This is a genomic window from Sporosalibacterium faouarense, assembly GCF_016765695.1.
GTDB classification, from domain to species: Bacteria; Bacillota; Clostridia; order Tissierellales; family VENL01; genus Sporosalibacterium; species Sporosalibacterium faouarense.
On the sequence record NZ_JAETGO010000066.1, the window covers coordinates 1 to 19,986 of the forward strand.

Genomic DNA, 19,986 nt, shown 5'->3' on the forward strand with positions numbered 1-19,986 from the left:
TGCTACTACCATACCTAAGATTCCTGCTGAGAAGTTGTTTACTAACATTTCAAATCCTTCTGGGATTTTACCTTCTACAGCATCATCAAATTTCTTGATTACATATCCTCCCAAAGGTCCCATTATCATAGCACCTATAAACATTGGGATGTCTACCCCTACTACAACTCCAATGGTTGCTACGGCTCCAACTACTCCTCCTCTTGTTCCTGCTACAAGTTTTCCACCTGTGTAACCTATAAGTAATGGTAATAGATATAATATCATTGGATCTACTAGTTTAGATAAATTTTCATTAGGTATCCAACCTGTAGGAATGAATAGAGCAGTAATTAACCCCCATGCTATAAAGGCACCTATGTTTGGCATTACCATTCCACTTAGGAATCTTCCAAATTTTTGTACCCCTATTCTTGCTCCTCCTTGTTGTGAATCGTTTTGTGTTTGCATATTTGTGGTCATGTTTCCCCCTCCTTTTTTATTTATGTCACTAAGTACTTAGTGACACTTTTTAGAATATTTTTTATTTTCTGATAATTTGATTATACGTTGAAATTACAGTGTTTGCAAGGATAAGATAACTTGTATTTGTCATAATTAAATAGTGACATTTTTAATCATTCTAAGAAAAATTTCCCTTTATCACATACTCCATTGGGTTTATTACAGTAAAAAAATCGTGACAATTTACAGAATATTTACTGTAAGTTTTCACGATTTTTTTACTAATATCTATTAAATTATAATTAATTCTAACAATCTATTTTAATTGCCTCTCTATAATTTCTATTTGCTTTTTTATTAATTCCAATTGCTCAGCTACTTGACTATTATTGTCATCAGACTGAAGGGTAGAATCTTGAGCACTTATTGTTAACATCGTCTGCCCTAATAGTTGCAGAAAGTTTCCAAAAGAGTTCTGTTGATTTGAATTTAACCTACTTGCTATTATAAAACCTAAAACACTAGCTAAGCCAGTAAAATTTTGAGATGGAAGTGAGAAAAAACAGTCTTCAAAATTAGATTTACTAGAAGGCTTTTGGGGACAACAATTATCTTTTTCCATTTGCTTTGTCAACATTTCTAGAATCCTATTATAATCATTCATAAACCTTCTCCTCCACAGGTATGCTATAGTTCATAATATGATAAGGTTTTGATTTCTGTGTTAGATTATGTATGACCTCAAATGCCCATTTCTTATTTATGCATATTAATATGCACTTGATAATAAAAAAACATATATATGATAAATGACAAACCAAGAAATTTTCATATAGATATATTGAATATTTATGTTAGAAAAAGTGATTTATTTTACTAAGCAAAGGTTCTTATCATTGTTTTCATATTATTTTTGATAATCTATAATTAACTTATTAATATATTCATAATCAAACTTGTTATCTAAAATCTTATAATATCCATTATTAAAACCTGGCTTATTTAACCTAATAGAAATAATAGTCAAATCGTCTAAGTATATTTCATTAATATATACTTCAAAGCTTGATGGTATATCAAATTGAAACATACCAGAATAATAAATGTCATTCTCGTGTTTATAAATTTCATCCATATTTTCTTTCTCTTTTAATGGAACTAAATTCAAATCACTAAAATATTTAAAAATTAACTATTAAGGGATTATCTCTAACGATAGACCTTCGTAGCTATATTTTATTCTTATGTGCTTTATTAACTAGCCATTCTTTTGATTTGGATTTCTAACATTGTTTAATTTTTTGATTATCAAACATGTACAGAAAACTACTACTATACAAAGATATATCAGCAAACCAGCCACAAACATTTCTGCTAATGGTAGTGCATTTAAGAGCATTTCTGCTACAAATACAGCGAATATGCAACCAAAAAAAGCAGTTGTAATTCCAATTATAATATATAAGAATATATCCTTCATAAATATTGCTCCTTTTTTATTTATTTAGAAATCCTATTGCTATATATGTCTTTTCTATTAAATAATGTATATATAAATCATAACATTAGTATATGAAAAATCCTAGTCTTAAAAGTTGATAAAACTAAAATATGAATTGATTACAATTGACTAAATAACTAAATCAAAGTAGATATTGTACAATCAGAAAAAACTCTCCCTATCTCCCAACCACCCTCAAACCCACTTCCCTACTGCCCTAACCCTAATTCCCCCTAAAACTGACTTGAAATAAAGTCGCCCTAAAATGCATGGGCATTTTCGGGCAAGGTTTAAGTAATAAGGGGTAAGGTTAAACATTCTTTTTACTTACTCCTTAGTCCTTTTCTTCATCCTTAATTCTGTATTTCATCCTTCTATTCAATCTTTTTTATTCAAGTGTTTTAAAGGCTTAAAGGGCTTTTCTATTTTCTTTTTCTATTTTGTTTTTCTATTTAAAAATCTATTTAGTTCTTCTCCTTTTTCTTTTCTATTTTTGGCTTCAGAACATAAAAAAATCATGATTCTAATGCTCTGGAAGGCATTGAACCATGATTTTTTAGGTTGACTTCTTTATTATTAGGTCGAGTTTTTTACTGCTAGGACGACATTTTTTTGGTTATACGGATATTGTTGTTTGCTGACTGAAATGAAAAAAGGCTCTAAGAATAAAATCCTTAGAGCCTTTAATACATTATTTTTATTCAAATGATAATCGTATTTTCAAATTATCATTACATAGTCAAGTTTATTTAACTATGACTTTCTTACAAACCCCTTACCATCTACTCAACAGTAACACTCTTAGCTAAGTTTCTTGGCTTATCTATATCGCAACCTCTTAGAGATGCAACATAGTAAGCTAAAAGTTGTAGAGGTATTACACTTAAAGCTGAGGAAAGTTCATCTGTAACATCTGGAATGTAGATTACTCTATCAGCTGATTTCTCTATTTCTTTATTACCTTTCTTAGCTAGGGCTATAACATGTGCTCCTCTAGCCTTAACCTCTTTAATATTACTTAACATCTTATCATATAGTCTATCTTGAGCTGCCAAAGCAATAACTGGAGTATTTTTCTCAACCAATGCTAGAGTTCCATGTTTTAACTCTCCACCTTGCATTGCCTCTGAATGAATATATGATACTTCTTTAAGCTTTAATGATCCTTCTCTAGCAACATCAAAATCTATTCCTCTTCCTATATAGAATACATGCTCTGATTCATATATTTCTTCTGCTAAATCCTTAACAAAATCTATATCTTCAAGAATTTCAGCAGCTTTATCAGGAAGCTGTTTAAGTTCATTTATTGCTACTTCATATTCTTCGTCAGAAATGCTTCCCTTCTTAACTGCCATATCTAAAGCAATGATTGCAAATGATGCCATTTGAGTAGTATATGCTTTAGTAGATGCAACAGCTATTTCTGGTCCTGCCCAAGTATAAAGAACATCGTCAGCTTCTCTAGCTATTGAACTTCCTACTACATTGGTAACAGCCATAATTCTAGCACCCTTTGATTTTCCAAGACGAAGTGCTTCAAATGTATCTAAAGTCTCTCCAGATTGACTAACCATAATCATCAATGTTTTTTCATCAATAAATGGATTGCTATATCTAAACTCAGAAGCTATATCAACTATTACTGGAATCTTAACATATTTCTCAATTAATGTTTTTCCAAGCAATCCTGCATGATAAGCCGTTCCGCAAGCAATAATATACACTTTATTGAAATTATCTAAATCTTCCTTAGTTAGTTTAATATCATCTAGCTTAATAGTATTATCATTAGATAGTCTTGGTGATAAAGTATCTCTAATGGCCTTAGGTTGTTCATGGATTTCCTTAATCATAAAGTGGTCATATCCACCTTTTTCAGCAGCTTCAACATCCCAGTTTACTTCATAAACATCTTTAGTAATAGGTGTTCCATCTATCTTCATTAAGCTAATGCTATCCTTTTTAACAATAGCCATTTCACCATCATCCATGATATAAACATTTTTAGTATGCTTTAATATAGCTGGAATATCTGATGCTATAAAGTTTTCTTCTTCACCTATCCCAACAATTAAAGGACTAGTCATTCTAACTGCTATTAATTCTTCAGGATTATCCCTGCACATAACTCCTAATGCATAAGCTCCTTCTAATTTTCCAACAACCTTCTGAACTGCTTCCACTAAGTTTCCGTCATAGTATTCATCAAGAAGATGGCATACTACCTCAGTGTCAGTTTCAGATACAAATTTATATCCTTTAGCTTGTAATTCTTCTTTAATTTCCATATAATTTTCGATTATCCCATTGTGAACAACGGCTATACTGCTTTTCTCATTAGCGTGAGGATGAGAGTTCACATCAGATGGCTCTCCGTGAGTAGCCCATCTAGTATGACCGATTCCTATATTTCCTTCAATGCTCTTCTTCTTAATATCCTCATCTAGTACTGCTAGTCTTCCTTTAAACTTTCTAATTTCTATAGCTCCACTGTTTAGAACAGCAACTCCCGCAGAGTCATATCCTCTATACTCAAGCTTTTCTAAACCCTCAGTTAAAATCGGAGCAGCACATTTACTTCCTATATATCCAACAATTCCACACATATTCAATATCCACCTTTCAAAGTTCATTTTAAATAATATTCTTCTAATAATTCTTCTTTTACACTAAATCTAAACACGACAAAAACACCCATCCAAATTATGGGTTAAACTGCCCAATCGTTATTTGTACCTATAATCACTTATAGGTTTTGTCCGACCTTTATCGGTGGCAGCAACACCGCATGGCATCCGCCGATTCTCGCTAAACCATGTCCTCGTCAACTCAAGTAGGGGGCCCAAATCTTTGATTTGGTGTACATCACTTACACTCTTTTCTAGGTGCAAGTAGATATCCCAAATTTTTAATTTGGTGATAGTCACTTACACTCTTTTCTAGGTGCAAGTAGGGGACCCAAATCTTTGATTTGGTGTACATCACTTACACTCTTTTCTGTGTGCAAGTAGATATCCCAAATTTTTAATTTGGTGGTAGTCACTTACACTCTTTTCTGTGTGCAAGTAGATTATTAATTTTATTATGTTTTCCGATCCATAATAAATACTCAAGTCCAGGCGCTTTAAAATATTCAATTATACTACTTTTCACCCATCGCTATAAGCCTCACCTCCTTTAAAATACATCTTTATCTATTCTAATTATCCTTTTATTTAAGTCTTTCTTCAATAAGCTTAGCTAATTCCTCAGCTAAAATAGTTATTTCATCCTTATCTTTTCCTTCAATCATAACTCTCACTAGAGGTTCTGTTCCTGAAGGTCTAATAAGTACTCTTCCTTCACCTTTAAACTTTTCTTCTAATTTTTCTATTTCTTTGTTTATTATATCATCTTCTAGATACTGTTTTTTCTTTGTATTATCTACCTTTGCATTTATCAATACCTGAGGTAGAGTTTTCATAACTGAAGCCAATTCAGAAAGCTTTTTATTTGAGCTCTTAATCACTGATATTAACTGTAATGCTGTTAATAGTCCATCACCAGTAGTATTGTAATCAAGGAATATAATATGGCCTGATTGTTCTCCACCTAAAGAATATCCCTTATCTTTCATTTCTTCAAGAACGTATCTGTCTCCTACCGTAGTCTTAACAATATCAATATTATTTTCCTTCAAGCATATATCCAATCCTAGATTACTCATTACTGTTGCTACTATAGTATTCTTAGACAACTTATTTTGTTCTTTTAAATGCATTCCACATATAGCCATAATAAAGTCTCCATCGACGATACTACCATTTTCATCAACAGCAATTAATCTATCAGCATCTCCATCAAAGGAAATACCTACATCTGCTCCTGTTTCTATAACTAAATTCTGTACCTTGCTTGGATATGTAGAGCCACATTTTACATTTATATTTGTTCCATCGGGAGAATCATTAATCACCTCTAATTCAGCCCCTAGTTCCTCTAATAATAATGGTGCAGCTTCATATACAGCTCCATTACCACAGTCAACAACAATTTTGATTCCTGTAAAATCTACATCTATACTTTCCTTTATATAATTTGTATAGTCCTTAATACCCTCTTCTTTAATAATCTTTTTCCCTATTTCTTCACCAACAGGACTAAAATCAATCTCTTTTTCTCCTAAAACTATATCTTCTATTTCATTCTCTATATCATCACTTAATTTATAGCCTTTGGAATTAAAGAATTTTATTCCATTATATTCAACTGGATTATGTGAAGCAGATATAACTACACCTGCATCGGCTTCATACTTTCGAGTTAGATAAGACACAGCTGGTGTCGGCACAATTCCAATACTCAGTACGTCTACTCCAACTGAACATATACCCGCAAGTAGTGCTGCTTCTAGCATGTCTCCTGATATTCTTGTATCTTTACCTATTACTATCTTAGTGTTTTTTTTATCTTTAGTTAATACATAAGCTCCTGCTCTTCCTAATTTATATGCAAGCTCAACTGTGAGCTCTTTATTTGCAATACCCCTTACTCCATCGGTCCCAAACAATCTTCCCATTATCAAACCTCCTATATATCTAGTCTATTTCATAATATCATATTTTGAGCATGTACACCAGTAATTTAAAATACAAACCGGAGGGTCAAATGGTGTCCCGATTACTTGATATATTTTATTTTTGGATGATTATAGTCATTATTATTTATCACAATATTAGCCTTTTTCCTTGGTTTGTAAGTATCCAAATACCATTTTTGAATAGGAATATATTTATTCTTATATTTACTTATTATAGATTTCCCAAAAATTGGTACATCCCTACTCTTTGCTCTTTTGATTACTTCATTAAAGTCTATATCAATAAATATTCTATAATCCAAATATTCATCTATCGGTTTTCTATAGAGAAGAACTCCTTCTAAAATAACTATAGTATTCTCAGAAATATTATACTTTCTTTTATTCGTAAAAGTATCTGTTCCTAAGTCTAGTAGCTCTAGTTCTATATTTAACTTACCCTTTTCTTTGATTTCCTTTAGTACTTTTTTCTCTAATTTTTCAAGATTGAAGGCATTATTAATATATGCTGTAATCTCATCTCTACCTTGTCTTCTAAGAGAACTATGATTATGAAAATCATCTAGATGAATAATCTCCGCCTCTTCCCCCCTATTCCTTAAAAATGTTCTTAATTTTTTAGAAAATCTCGTTTTTCCTGAAGTATCCACTCCATTGATGCCAATTATTATTGGCTTTTTAACCTCACTATCATCAAACATTTCATGAATTTGATTATAAATGACTTCCCCCAATTCATTATTTATAGATTTATCTTCCATAAGATCACCCCTTGCAATTAAATATTTATATTAACTTTAATTATATGTAATTTTTGCCATAAAATGATAGGAAAATTTTCTTTTTTTACTAAATTTATATTGTATGTTAAAAAGAAGAACCCCTAAGTATATATACACTTAGGAATTCTAATATATCTAAATTACAAAATTATAATATAAACTTATCTTATATTCTTATAATCCTTCTCTTAAACATTGATTAACCTGCTGATAAACCTTTGCTTCAATCTGAGAATATCCTTTCATTTTATAGAATCCATCAAGCTTAGTTACTAATTTGCCACAATCTTCAATATCTCCATCAAATAGTATACTTTCAATTAAAGCCTTATTATAATCTATACTAAGATCCTTTGGAATCTCAATGCCATTTAGAAACTCATACCATTCTTTAGCTTTTTTAACATTTGAATCATTAATCAATATATAAAGGATACTACTTGAAACAATTCCAAATAAGAGGTTCTTACTTCCTCTGCTTTTAAATGCCTTCTTATTTTTCATTATAGCTTTCATAAGCTCATAGACATCTACTTCTAAATTATTGATATAACCAATTATCTTAAACCTTAGGCCTATATCAATGTTCATAATATTTTCTGTATTCATCTTATTTATTGTACCTAAATTATTAAAATGATCTTTTATGTATGTTAATAGTCCTTCATCCATTGGCTTGCCATATGCCAAGGCCATTACAAGGGATACCCTTCCTACATCAGAATTTTTTTTCATTTCTATAGCTTTTTTTAAGTCAGAGAAACATGTTGCAAGCCCAATTGCCAAGGATACTAAGGCTATTAATAGAATAATAGTTCCTTTGAAAAACAAATATACAATTAATCCTATTATTCCTACTATCAAGCTCATTATAGGGCCACCTACTAGAGCTTTGAAATATCGCTCAATCAAATTTTCATAGTCATCTAAAGCATCTAGATTAGTACATACCCCAAAGAAATAGTAAAAATTATTTAAATTTAGCTTTATTCTAAATTTATTATCGAAACAAAACTGAAAAGGTCCGACAAACATATTATTAAATCTCATATTTCCTAGCCTTCCCCCTATAATGTGTCCAAGCTCATGTAAAAAAACAGCTAGTAAAAATATCAAGAAAAAAACTATTACGTCAAGTAAACTATTAAAAAAATTACCCATACTATTACCCCCAACCTCAATTATTCATTATTGTTTTAAATTTAATTTTTCAAGCACATAATAAAGAATTTTCTTCCTATCTACAATAACTTGGGCTTCACATGTCATCCCCACTTTAATATCTGCCCTATCTCCCTTATAACTATATATAACTTTATCCTTCATCTCTGATTCTACCGAATAATAACTAGTGCCAGAACTCTCATCGACTCTGGAATCAACACCAATTGAAGTTATTTCTCCATTTAAATGTCCATATTCAGTATAGGGCAATGCATCAAACTTGTATTTTATAGTATCTCCTACCTCAAGCTTTGCAATGTCTTGATTAAGCACAAACAAATCCACTTTATAATTTGCGTTATTGTCAAATATTATGGTTGCAATATTTTTTCCACTCTCCACTAACTCTCCTTTATTTATTTCATTAATGAGGTTAATAACGCCATCAATGGGAGCTCTAACTATACATTCTTCTATACTTAAATTAATCTCATCAAGGGATTTTTGTAATTCTTTTATTCTTTCATTATTTGTGACTATACTATTGTTTATGGCAACGATATTATCAATTTTGTATTTTTCAATAGAATTCAAACTGTGGGTCTTGCTAGTTATATATATATCTTCACTTCCTTGCAGCTTGGCAAAGTCAGTATTGTAATCTCTTAGCATGGCTTCTTTAGTCATAATTTCTGTAGTTAGTTCAATTAAAAACTTGTTCTTATACTCATCCAAACTATGCTTTGAATTTTCTAGTAGTATCTCACTTTCTTTCATTTGCTTATCGTAATTTGCCTGCATATCTTTTTTATTATCCTTTATATTTTCTATTGAACGTTCTGTCTCTAAGATACTATTTTCTAACTTCTTCACAGATAACTTGTACTCCTCATATTTATTATAATACTCTTTATTTTCTTCTGAAAATAAGTTCTCATTTTCTTCAATTGATTGTTCGAGTATAGTTAAATCTTCATTTATAGCATTATACTTTTGTTCCTTTTTTCTTAAACCAGACAATTCTACCTGTGTTACATGTAAAGCATCTTCTGTATTACTTATATCATTACTAATTTCCTTAAGATTTTCATCCTTATATTCTTCCATACTGGTACTAAAATCATCTAAGTCTTCTTCATACTCATCAAGCTGAGAGTTTAGATTGCTTAGCAACGTAGTTTTACTTGAAATTTCTCCCTCTATATTAGTTATTTCAGAATTTAAATTGTCTATTGCTGTTTGATCTCCATCTTTAATAGCTTGGTCTAATTGTGCTTCTTTTTCATCTAATTCCAATGCTAAATATTCTAAATCATCAGAGACTTGATTAATTGAATTCTCTACATTTTCTATATCTTCCTCTAGGTCTTCTTTACTATTTCTTAAATCTGTAAGCTCGTTATTATAATTATAGTATCTTACTACATATTCTCTATATAAGTCGTCCCTATCCTCATATTCAATAATATTAAAATTATTTTCTCCATCTTCTATAGATTCTTTAAGTGTGTCTAAATAATATAATTGCTTTTCTATTACATCTTCTTCTTTTACCTTTATAGTATCTGAGGAGTGGTCTAAATCTATCAAAACCATATCATTTTGACTAATGGATGCGTAAATATCTGCAATATATTTGGTTTTGTAATTTTCTAGGTCTAATTTAGCATTTTCATAAGCTAGCTCTGCACTTTCTAAATTTTTATCTAATTTTGATAACTCTTGCTCTTTCTGTTCTGCTAATTCTTCAAATGCTATGCTTTTCTGTTCTATATCATTTTCATATTGCTCTATGGTATATTTATAATTATCATATTTCTGATAATATAACTCTTGACCTTCTTCAATCATATCTTTATTTCCAGTAACGGCATCTTTTAGAGATTTTAATCCTGATATTTCTTCTTCAGTTTGTTCTATTTTGCTATTAAGATTATTTAATGTGAGTCTATTATCTTTTTCACTTCTATCGCTCTCTAAATTAGACATTTTATTGTCTAACTCTAGTTGCTTATAATCGGTTAAATACTGCTTAAACTTAAAGTAATATTCTGTTTCATTATCTTCATCGAAAAGATTTATTCCTTGATTAATACTTTCTTTATATTTTTGCAGATTTGAAATTTCCTGTTGAGATTTTAATAATTCTTCCTCGTTCAATTGCTTTTGCACAGTAAGCTTTTCATGTTCTATTGTAAAAAGAATATCCCCTTTATTGACCTTTTTTCCATCTTCAAGATATGTATTTTCTACTTTTCCATATACTTTGTTCTTTATGGATTGTATAGTTTTGGTAGGTCTTACAATACCATTGGCTTTAACCACTGTATCTATTTCCCCAAAGTATGCCCAAAGTGTAGCAATAACTAGCAAAACAATTAAAATATAAATAAGAACTGATGTTACTGGATGGGGTTTTGCTTCTAGCATTTCCTTGCTATCTGTTATATCACTAAGATTCTGTATTATATGTTTCATTAATACCTTCCTCCTTTTCAACAGTAGCTGCAGCTGCATCATCATAAGCTATGTTATCTGGTAATTGATCCTTCCAGAACTTAAAATATGCACCCCTTTTTTCTATGAGCTCACTGTGGGTTCCACCCTCTATAATTGTACCTTTCTCCATAACATATATTTTGTCACATCTCATTATAGTACTCAATCTATGGGCTATCATAATAGTGGTTGTCCCCTCACTGAATTCGTGCATCGTCTTTTCAATTGCTTTTTCTGTTATCGAGTCCAGATTACTGGTTGCTTCATCCATAATCAGTATGTCAGGCTTTCTTAAAATAGCTCGAGCAATGGCTAGTCTTTGTTTTTGACCACCGGAAAGATTTGACCCACCTTCTTCAATATAAGTTTGATACCTTAATTGTTGCTTATTAATAAAGTCATGTACTCTAGCTCTTTTACATGCTTCAATCATGTCTTCAAATTCAACACCATCATTTCCAAATTCAAGGTTCTCCTTTATTGTCCCTCTAAAAAGAAACGTTTCTTGGGATATGTAAGAAATCTTATCCCTTAATGCCTCTATATTTATATCATTAATGTTATACCCATTTATAAGAACCTCTCCCTCTTCAACTTGATAGAAATTTAGTAATAACTTTATTAGGGTAGTTTTACCAGAGCCACTTTCTCCAACTAGGGCTATTTTCTCTCCAGATTTTATATGTAAATTTAAGTCTTCTAGTATTAGTTGTCTTGTCCCATATCTAAAGGATACATCCTTAAACTCTATGTCCCCTTTTAAATTTTCAGGCTTAATCTTTCTCTCTTCATCTGCTCCCTTCTCAAGTTCTAAGTCAAGTATTTCACCTAACCTTTCTGCTGCAACTACAGCCGTTTTAAATTGTGGTTGAAGATTTATTAGATTTTCAATAGGATTTAGAAAATATACTAATAATGCATTAAAAGCTAGTAATTCTCCCATTGATAAATTTCCATTCATTACTTGACTTGACCCAATCCATATGAGCACAACTCCAAAAATTGCCCTTGTTCCTACTTTCAAAGATTCCTGGACATTATTTATAAACCCATTCTTAAAAATACTTCTTAATAGCTTAATAAATCTTTTCTCTGTTTCTAAATTAACTTGCCTTTCAGAATTAAAAGCCTTCACTGTTTCAATTCCATTAAGAGATTCAACTAGATAAGATGTAAGGCTTGCATTGTCTTGCATTGTTTGCCTATTAACATTTTCCAATGCCCTATTGAAAGCAAATACAAATATAGCGTATAAAAAAAGTGGAATTAATGTTATAGTAAAGAGCATTTTGTTCTGCATATACAGGATTATTCCACCGACTATAACCATAATCGTATCAATCATAATTGTAAGTGTAGCTCCTGAAATTGCTTCACGTATTTTAGAGGAATCATTAAATCTAGAGATTATTTCTCCAACTTCTCTTGTTCCAAAAAAACTCATTGGTAGTTCAATAACATGATTATAATATCCTAGCATTAATGGAATATCTAATTTCTGACTTAAGTGTAATAAAAGCTGTTTTCTAAAGGTTTCTAAAATGGCTTTGAAAAGTGTCATAGTAACAATAGCGAAGGAAATAATGTGAAGGGTTTTATTTAAATTATAGGGTAGTATATCATCAACTATAAATTTAAAATAGAAAGAACCTAAAATCCCTAACACAGTTATAATAACTGAAGCAATAAAGGTATTAATTACTAATTTTTTTTGCGGTTTTAATAGATGAAAGAATCTAGCAAATAGCCCCTTTACCTCATTCCCCTTCTGAAATTTCTCAGTAGGGATCATGACGATCAATATGCCTGTCCAAATTTCAAAGAAATCTTCAGGCTTATACTTTACAATTCCCGATTCTGGATCTGCTATCACAATTTCTTTTTTTGTTATCTTATGAATGACGACATAATGAAGTAATTTATTGTCTATAACAACGTGTGCTATTGCAGGCAATGGAAAGTCTTCAAATATTTGTTCTTTAGGCTGAGCTTTTACTCCTTTAGCAGAGAACCCCAAACTTTCCGCTGCCTTTACAAGTCCATAGGCACTAGTCCCATTTTTATCTGTACCCGCAACTTCTCTGATTTTGGATATAGGAAACTTTAGTCCATATTGTTTTGATATCGTTGCTAAGCAGGCCGCACCACAATCTTTAATGTCCTGCTGTTTAATACATGTATATTTTTTAAATATATTTACCATAGTTGCTCATCTCCCCACAAAGGATTGTGAACTTTCAAATTTGATGACAAATTAGTTAACTTTCTTGTGACTCTTTTCCTATCCAGTCGACTCTTTATTCTATGTTTTTTTACACTTCATTTTTTATTATCATACTAGATATTAGTAATTAAGCTGATTTCAAGAATAAAAATTTGCAATCTGCACAATAAATAATTACCATAAAATAACATGTCTTATATTTAGTTTACTGAATGTTCCCAAAAAATTCAATAGTATTAATGAAATTTTTAACATAAAATTAATTTTTTTTACATTTTTACTTGTATAATCTATTACTTTTATGATATTATTATCACAATTAATAACTTAAATTCTATAATATGGAAATATTGTTCTATTTAGTTAATTAGTTTACTTTCTTGTACAATAGGACTAGCTTACAGATATCTCACTCTTATTCCTTCTAGTCAATTTAAAAACTAATCTTTCGTTGTAAAAATAGACATTTATCAAAAAAACATAAAATAAGTCGTCTGTTTTTTTAAATTCAATCTTTTTACCGAAAATTAAATTAAAGGAGGTTCGTTATTGTGAATGATATTAAATTAAGTGAAAATCTTGAATTTAATAATGTAATTTCACTTAAACTTAAGGGAACACAGCAAGAAGTCCTTTTAGCAATTCAAAATTTAAAAAAGGATTTAGAAAAAGAAAACATAAGCTTTTATCCTCAAATCACAGTTAATTACTCTACTGCAAAACAGGATAATCTCTCTCTTATAGAAAGTGAAATCTTCATTATCTCAGATTCAAGGGCTACTGAAAAAGTTAAAGATAAGTACACCGTAAGAGACAAGGTTGTTTGGGAAAAGGTCGTTAAATTAAATTTTAAAGGTTCTCCTAAAGATTTTACATGTGCTACTAAGAATTTTGGCAATTACATTAAAAATAATGATGTAAAAATCAACCCTGGACTTTATATCTATCTACCAAAGGAAATATCAACTTTTGACGCAAATGAGGAAATTGAAACAACTATTTTCTCAGCAATTAAATAATCTCCATGGACAAGTAAATGCATAAATATATTCTGAGGAGGTAAAGAAAATGTTAAATAAAAATTTTATATATGCATTGAAGATTAACGAGAGAATTGACGCTTTCAAAGAAGCTAATTTTGAATTAAAAACTGATACCTGTTTTTTAGATAGGTGGACTAATATTAAAGGATTAACAAATATAAATGATACAAAGTTAAAGCTTGAGTTTGAAGGTATATCATTAGATGAATTCATCTATGGAATAAAGCCTTTTGACGATTTTGAAAGAGAGGTTTTATCTGAATATTTAAAAGATCAGGATTGGTATAATGAATTAATCCTTATCCTTGAAGAGTATAAAACAAATGGTATGGAGAAAATCGAAATAAAGGATAACTTCGCCCATGTTATAAGTCCATTTATATATGAGTTTTCTCTTTTTCTAAAGGATGAGGTAAAGAAACTCAAAAATATAAAGGTTGAAAAGAATGCATCAATTAGAATAATTGACTATATAGCTAGAAACCTATCTTTATACGCCATAAGGGTGGTCACGTTAGAGCTACATAATTATAAAAATAGTAATCCTGGCTATGAAGAAAGCTTTGATGATAAGAGTGAAGCCTTTCAAAAATTTTTGGAAGATCAGTATGGTGCATTTGATGGTCTGATTGATTTATATAATAGTTATCCTACAATGACAAGATTAGTTGTAACCAGACTGGATAATTTCAAGAAACATTTTTCAAATGCCTTACATAGGCTAGATAGTGATTTCATTGAAATAAAGAGCATGTTTGGCTTAACAAATAATAAGCTAACCGATGTGGATTGTGGTCAAGGAGATTCCCATCAAGGCGGACAAGCTGTTCTTACTTTTGTCTTTGAGAATAATGAAAAAGTAGTTTATAAGCCTAAGAATCTTAAGATAGAAGAAAGGTTTTATTCATTATTAAATTGGATTAATTTAGATAAAAACTCAAAATTAGGCGAATTCAAGTATATCAGTTCTTTATATAGAGAAGATTATACCATTAGTAAGTATATTAATTATTCAGAAGCTGACTCAGAAAAAGATATTGCCAAATATTATAATAAAGTTGGACAATACTTAATGCTCCTCTATATTCTAGGAGGAAATGACATACATTTTGAGAATATTATCGCTAGTAAGGACACTCCTTATATAATTGATTTAGAAACTTTATTCCAAAATACTGATGGTATATATCAAGAGATAGATTTAGCTGAAACCCAAACTAATCGTAATGTTGCTAATTCAGTTTTATCAATAGGGATATTACCCCTTATAGGCTTAAATCAAAATGAAGAAGGCACTGGTGTTGATATAAGCGCATTAAATGGTACAAAGCAAAAGCTTCCCTTTAAGGTACTAAAACCTAAAAATGTGAATACATCAGATATGATATTTGAATATGATTATGCCGAATTATCTGATGCAAAGAATATTCCTTTGCTTAATGGAGAAAGAATTCCATTCTACAACTATGTAGATGATATAATTAATGGTTTTAATATTATGGGTGAGTTTATTTTAGAAAATAAAGCTAACTTTCTACAAAAATTAGATGAATTATTTGGCCAAGATGAGGTTATTGTAAGATTGCTTATAAAAGCTACTGCTAATTATGGTGCTTTAAGCAACTTTATTAATCATCCTAATTATCTTAATGATATGGTTTATTTGGAGAAGCTGTTAGACAATCTTATGAGCTTTCCATATAGAGATAAGAAAATAATCTTAAGAGAAATTGAGGCAATGTCTCAGAATGATATCCCCGTCTTCTTTAGACCAGTTAATAATTTAGATTTGATTTATGATAATGGTGAAAGAGAAAAAGATATTTTAACCTCTAATCCACTAGATATAATTAGAAACAAGATATCTTCCCTAGATAATGATGCCATTGAAAAACAAATAAAATATATAAAAATAACATTAAGTCAGTATCATAAGGATAATGTGATTAGGATAAACGAAATTAATAAATCAGTAAATCAAGTAGATCCTATTGATAATTATAATAGTTATATTGATTCTATTAACAAAATTCTAATAGATAAAATTCAATATAATAAGGATATGAGTGATTTAACATGGGAGATTATAGACAAAAAGACATCTACTATTACAGTTATGGATCTGAGCTTATATGATGGTTTAGCAGGTTTAGGAGTTTATTTCTATAATTTATATAATATTTTCAAGGAAGATTCTTACAGAGAAATTTATGAAAAAATTAAAAATAAGATATTTACAATCCCAAATAAAATGCTCTTAAAAAGAAAAGAGCTTCTTACTGCTCACTATTTCTTTACATTAGCTTACAAGGAAAATAACGATGAAGAAATCTTAGGAAAAATAAAAAGTATTAATCATTTATATTCTAAAGTAGTTAATGAAATAAATTTAGGGAAATACAAAGTAGATGAAAATATAGGAGAACTACTGCTGCTTTCCAAATGTTTATTTAACACCTTTATAGTTACAAAAGAACAGGAATACTTACAAAAATCTAATATTGTATTGCAATTAGTTGAATCTAGCAATGTTGAGCTAGACATTTATTCTCACATGATGGCTCATAGTATAAAGAAATCGTTCCAAGGCTTGGATTATAATATTAAAGGTAAGTTAAAATCTTACTTAGATGAAATTCTTTCTACAGATAGCTTAGAACTATGGAAATCAAAATCCTATGATTCTTATTTTACTGGAATCAATTCAGATATAAACAATCTCTTAACTTTAAATAAAGATTTGAATAACAATACTTATTTTACAAAGGCAAAAGAACTAATTGATTTAACTTTAACTTCTTATAATAAAAATAATCAATATAGGATTTTTAATGGTCTAGGTTACTATTCCTTAGGACTTAATGAAGGTCTGGTAGGTATTGCATATACAATCTTAAGAATGCTTTACCCCGCTAAGGTTAATGATGCATTCTTAATGAATATAGAAAGTTAGAAATTGCTATTCTAATGTAATTTATTTCAAACTAATTTTGCATTTTATTTGTACTAAATCAGGAAAGAAGGTGTTTATATGAAGGTATTTACTTATGTTGGTAGTAAACGTGGCTTTGAGTCTAAGACATTGAAGTCTGTTAATCAACTACTAAGAAACCTTTCTGAGAATAATAATGACATACCTTTAGATACTGTTCTCTATAGTGCTGATAATATAGATATGAGAAAATGTACAGGTTGTTGTAATTGTTTTTTTAATGGATTTTGCCCTCTAGATGAAAAAGACGATATGAAAAAAATAAAGAATGACATGCTAAGTTCAGATTTAATTATAATAGCTAGTCCAGTATATCTACATCATGTATCTGGAAATACTAAAACTCTTATAGATAGACTTTCTCACTGGGCACATATATTTAAGTTAATTGGAAAGTTAGGAGTTACTGTAAGTGTATCCAGTACTAACGGTAATGAGCATGTAGATTTTTACTTACAAAAGGTTTTGAGTATGTTTGGCATAATTGTTATAGATAGTCTAAGCTTACCCTTAGATTTATTAAATCAGCAAGAAATAGATAAAAAAATAAAGGATAGTTCTGATAAAATTTCCCAATCCATTTCTAATAGAACTCTTATAAGACCTACACAAAAACAAGAATTCTTGTTTCGTAGCTTAAAAGATATGTATAGCTCCCCTACTCTCGACAATGCTGAATCTAATTATTGGGCATCAAAGGATTATTTTGAATCAGAATCATTTGCAGAGCTATTCCAAAAGCACTTCTTAATTCATGATTAATATTCATATTTTATATGATTATTAATAAATACAATATGGAAGGAGGTCAGATTTATGAGTAAAGTTATAGGCTTAGCTTTTGAAGAGTTAGAAGAGCAGGAAATGATTAACATCTCAGGTGGAGCTGTACCTACAGTTACATTAACCACTTGGAGTAGTGCACCTTGCTTAATTGGTGCCAGCATCGGAGCAACTATCTACACTGTTACTACAAATCTTTAGAATCTAAACGTTTTAAGTATTTGTACAAGAAAGGAGGATTATAATGAGTCAAGTTGTTGGATTAGCTTTCGAAGAATTAGAAGAGCAAGAAATGATTAATGTTTCAGGAGGCGCTGCACCAACTCCAGTTACAGTAACTTCAAGCTTATGGTGTATAGGAGCAAGTATAGCAGTTTCTGTTATAGTAACTATAGTTACTGACTAAATTAAACTCTTATACTACTTAGTGAAGTTAATTAAGATCTGAAATACTTATACAAATAAATTGTGTCATTGCAATCCCTTGGTATATGGGTAGGTGATTGTAGTGGCACAGTTTTATTTATAAGAAGTTGTACATGCCTCCTTTATATAGTATAACACTATTTATAATAAATAATAACATAATTTGCTAATATTAGTAGTTTTTTTGAATTTAAAGGATAAAAAAACAAGGTCATCACTAACCTTGTAATTTTAGTTAATCTTTATATTTAATTCATAAAGTTTATTTAAGCTATATTCCTATAGACTTAAATCCCCTTCCTTTAACTTCATTAACATCATTTATTGTTATAAATGCATCTATATCTATTTCATCTACTATACTTTTTAGCTTGCTCACTTGAGTGGACATAATCGTACAATATATAATCTTTTTATTATCTTTATTATAAGCCCCTTCTCCATTTAGAAAAGTCGCTCCTCTATGAAGCTTTTGGATTATTGCGTCGGCTAGTTCTTGTGGTCTACTAGACACAATAATAACCGTTTTTTTAGTATCAAATCCTTGTTGGACCTTATCTACTATTTGATAACTAATATAAAGTGCAATTAAAGTATACATAGCTGGTCTCAATCCAAATAGTAAAGAAGATATACCTAGTATTAGGACATTTACTGTCAATAAAACTGTACCAATCCCAATATTGTATTTCTTTTTCATTATAGCTGCTATAATATCGGTACCACCTTGGGATACTCTATTTCTAAATAGTAATCCCATACCTAAGCCAATTAAAACTCCACCAAAAATAGTTTCTATCAACATATCACCTGTCTGTATATATTGATGAATACCTCGAGTTGCTTCTAATAAAAATGAAAGTGTTAACATAGATAAGAAGCTATAAAAGGCAAATTTCTTATCTACTAATTTAGACCCAATAATAAAAATTGGAACATTAATAAATAAAGTTATTAGTCCAGTTGGTAAATCTGTTAAGTAATGTGTCATTATGGCTAATCCTACAACGCCACCACTTAATAATTGGTTAGGAATAAAGAAGGCGTTAAACCCTATAGCACATATGAAATTTGCAATAAATATTATCCCTAATTTACTTAAAGGTTCAGCGAAATCTTTTACTCCTACTCTTACTTGTCTTGCCCTTGCTTTTTTTGCAAGTAACATCTTTTAGCCCTTCCTTCTTTTTGGGTTACCCCTTATTTTAACCCCATTATATAATCATGATTTCTATAATACAATAGGCTTTTCATATTATTTGTGTTAAAAATTCGTAATTGTTTTGAGCTTCTTGATTTTTGATAAAACCTTGAAAATTGCACAATCAACAATGATATGTGTTATGTTTGTAAATATTTTTTTGCAGGATTAAATCTGATGTACACCTTATAAAGTTAGTTTTTATGTGAAAATAATTCTAAACTGTTAAATACTGAATCATCAATATTTGAATCCTTCATATGGTTTTATATACAACTTCTCAATACTTTTATTTATCACCAATTTCATAAAAAAGAATATTATATAAAACTTATAGGGCATATC

Annotated in this window: 16 protein-coding genes; 5 read left to right on the top strand and 11 right to left on the bottom strand. The window is 29.8% G+C overall.

Annotated elements, in window-relative coordinates:
• The 10 genes from JMO20_RS12250 to JMO20_RS12295 form a co-directional block, all read right to left on the bottom strand.
• Positions 1–462, bottom strand: a 462-nt coding sequence (locus tag JMO20_RS12250; protein ID WP_279380121.1) for a PTS transporter subunit EIIC, incomplete at its 3' end; no start/stop codon positions are given.
• Positions 463–760: 298 nt separating this feature from the next.
• Positions 761–1,108 carry a hypothetical protein gene (locus tag JMO20_RS12255; protein WP_202709968.1) on the bottom strand — a complete coding sequence of 116 codons (348 nt, stop codon included), beginning with the start codon at positions 1,106–1,108 and terminating at the stop codon, positions 761–763.
• A 243-nt stretch (positions 1,109–1,351) separates the two neighbouring features.
• A complete protein-coding gene (locus tag JMO20_RS12260; RefSeq protein WP_202709969.1) occupies positions 1,352–1,579 on the bottom strand; it encodes a hypothetical protein in 228 nt (75 codons plus the stop codon).
• 123 nt (positions 1,580–1,702) lie between these two features.
• Entirely contained in the window at positions 1,703–1,924 is a 222-nt protein-coding gene (locus tag JMO20_RS12265; protein WP_202709970.1) for a hypothetical protein, read from the bottom strand.
• An 803-nt stretch (positions 1,925–2,727) separates the two neighbouring features.
• Positions 2,728–4,554 (bottom strand): glutamine--fructose-6-phosphate transaminase (isomerizing), encoded by a 1,827-nt coding sequence (gene glmS / locus JMO20_RS12270; RefSeq protein WP_202709971.1) that lies wholly within the window; start codon positions 4,552–4,554, stop codon positions 2,728–2,730.
• A gap of 605 nt (positions 4,555–5,159) precedes the next feature.
• Complete coding sequence (gene glmM, locus JMO20_RS12275; protein WP_202709972.1) at positions 5,160–6,506, bottom strand: phosphoglucosamine mutase; 1,347 nt, start codon at positions 6,504–6,506, stop codon at positions 5,160–5,162.
• Positions 6,507–6,607: 101 nt separating this feature from the next.
• Positions 6,608–7,288 carry a P-loop NTPase fold protein gene (locus JMO20_RS12280; RefSeq protein WP_202709973.1) on the bottom strand — a complete coding sequence of 227 codons (681 nt, stop codon included), beginning with the start codon at positions 7,286–7,288 and terminating at the stop codon, positions 6,608–6,610.
• Between the two features lie 195 nt (positions 7,289–7,483).
• A complete protein-coding gene (locus JMO20_RS12285) occupies positions 7,484–8,470 on the bottom strand; it encodes a site-2 protease family protein (protein ID WP_202709974.1) in 987 nt (328 codons plus the stop codon).
• 27 nt (positions 8,471–8,497) lie between these two features.
• Positions 8,498–10,951, bottom strand: a complete 2,454-nt coding sequence (locus JMO20_RS12290; protein WP_202709975.1) for a beta-barrel domain-containing protein — start codon at positions 10,949–10,951, stop codon at positions 8,498–8,500.
• Entirely contained in the window at positions 10,926–13,175 is a 2,250-nt protein-coding gene (locus JMO20_RS12295) for a peptidase domain-containing ABC transporter (protein ID WP_202709976.1), read from the bottom strand. The genes JMO20_RS12290 and JMO20_RS12295 overlap by 26 nt, the downstream gene beginning before the upstream one ends.
• Before the next feature lie 572 nt (positions 13,176–13,747).
• On the opposite strand from JMO20_RS12295, the gene JMO20_RS12300 reads away from it, so the two are divergent.
• From JMO20_RS12300 to JMO20_RS12320, 5 genes are all read left to right on the top strand, one after another.
• Positions 13,748–14,215 (top strand): hypothetical protein, encoded by a 468-nt coding sequence (locus JMO20_RS12300; RefSeq protein WP_202709977.1) that lies wholly within the window; start codon positions 13,748–13,750, stop codon positions 14,213–14,215.
• A 49-nt stretch (positions 14,216–14,264) separates the two neighbouring features.
• The gene (lanM, locus tag JMO20_RS12305) at positions 14,265–17,192 is read left to right on the top strand and encodes a type 2 lanthipeptide synthetase LanM (RefSeq protein ID WP_202709978.1); all 2,928 of its coding nucleotides are present in this window, start codon (positions 14,265–14,267) and stop codon (positions 17,190–17,192) included.
• 78 nt (positions 17,193–17,270) lie between these two features.
• The gene (locus JMO20_RS12310) at positions 17,271–17,993 is read left to right on the top strand and encodes a flavodoxin family protein (RefSeq protein ID WP_202709979.1); all 723 of its coding nucleotides are present in this window, start codon (positions 17,271–17,273) and stop codon (positions 17,991–17,993) included.
• Positions 17,994–18,047: 54 nt separating this feature from the next.
• The gene (locus tag JMO20_RS12315) at positions 18,048–18,215 is read left to right on the top strand and encodes a class IIb bacteriocin, lactobin A/cerein 7B family (RefSeq protein ID WP_202709980.1); all 168 of its coding nucleotides are present in this window, start codon (positions 18,048–18,050) and stop codon (positions 18,213–18,215) included.
• A gap of 43 nt (positions 18,216–18,258) precedes the next feature.
• On the top strand, positions 18,259–18,420 hold the full coding sequence (locus tag JMO20_RS12320; protein WP_202709981.1) for a class IIb bacteriocin, lactobin A/cerein 7B family: 162 nt from the start codon (positions 18,259–18,261) through the stop codon (positions 18,418–18,420).
• A 291-nt stretch (positions 18,421–18,711) separates the two neighbouring features.
• Here the strand turns inward: JMO20_RS12320 and JMO20_RS12325 are convergent, their stop codons facing one another.
• Positions 18,712–19,608 carry a YitT family protein gene (locus JMO20_RS12325; RefSeq protein WP_202709982.1) on the bottom strand — a complete coding sequence of 299 codons (897 nt, stop codon included), beginning with the start codon at positions 19,606–19,608 and terminating at the stop codon, positions 18,712–18,714.
• Positions 19,609–19,986 lie beyond the last annotated feature (378 nt).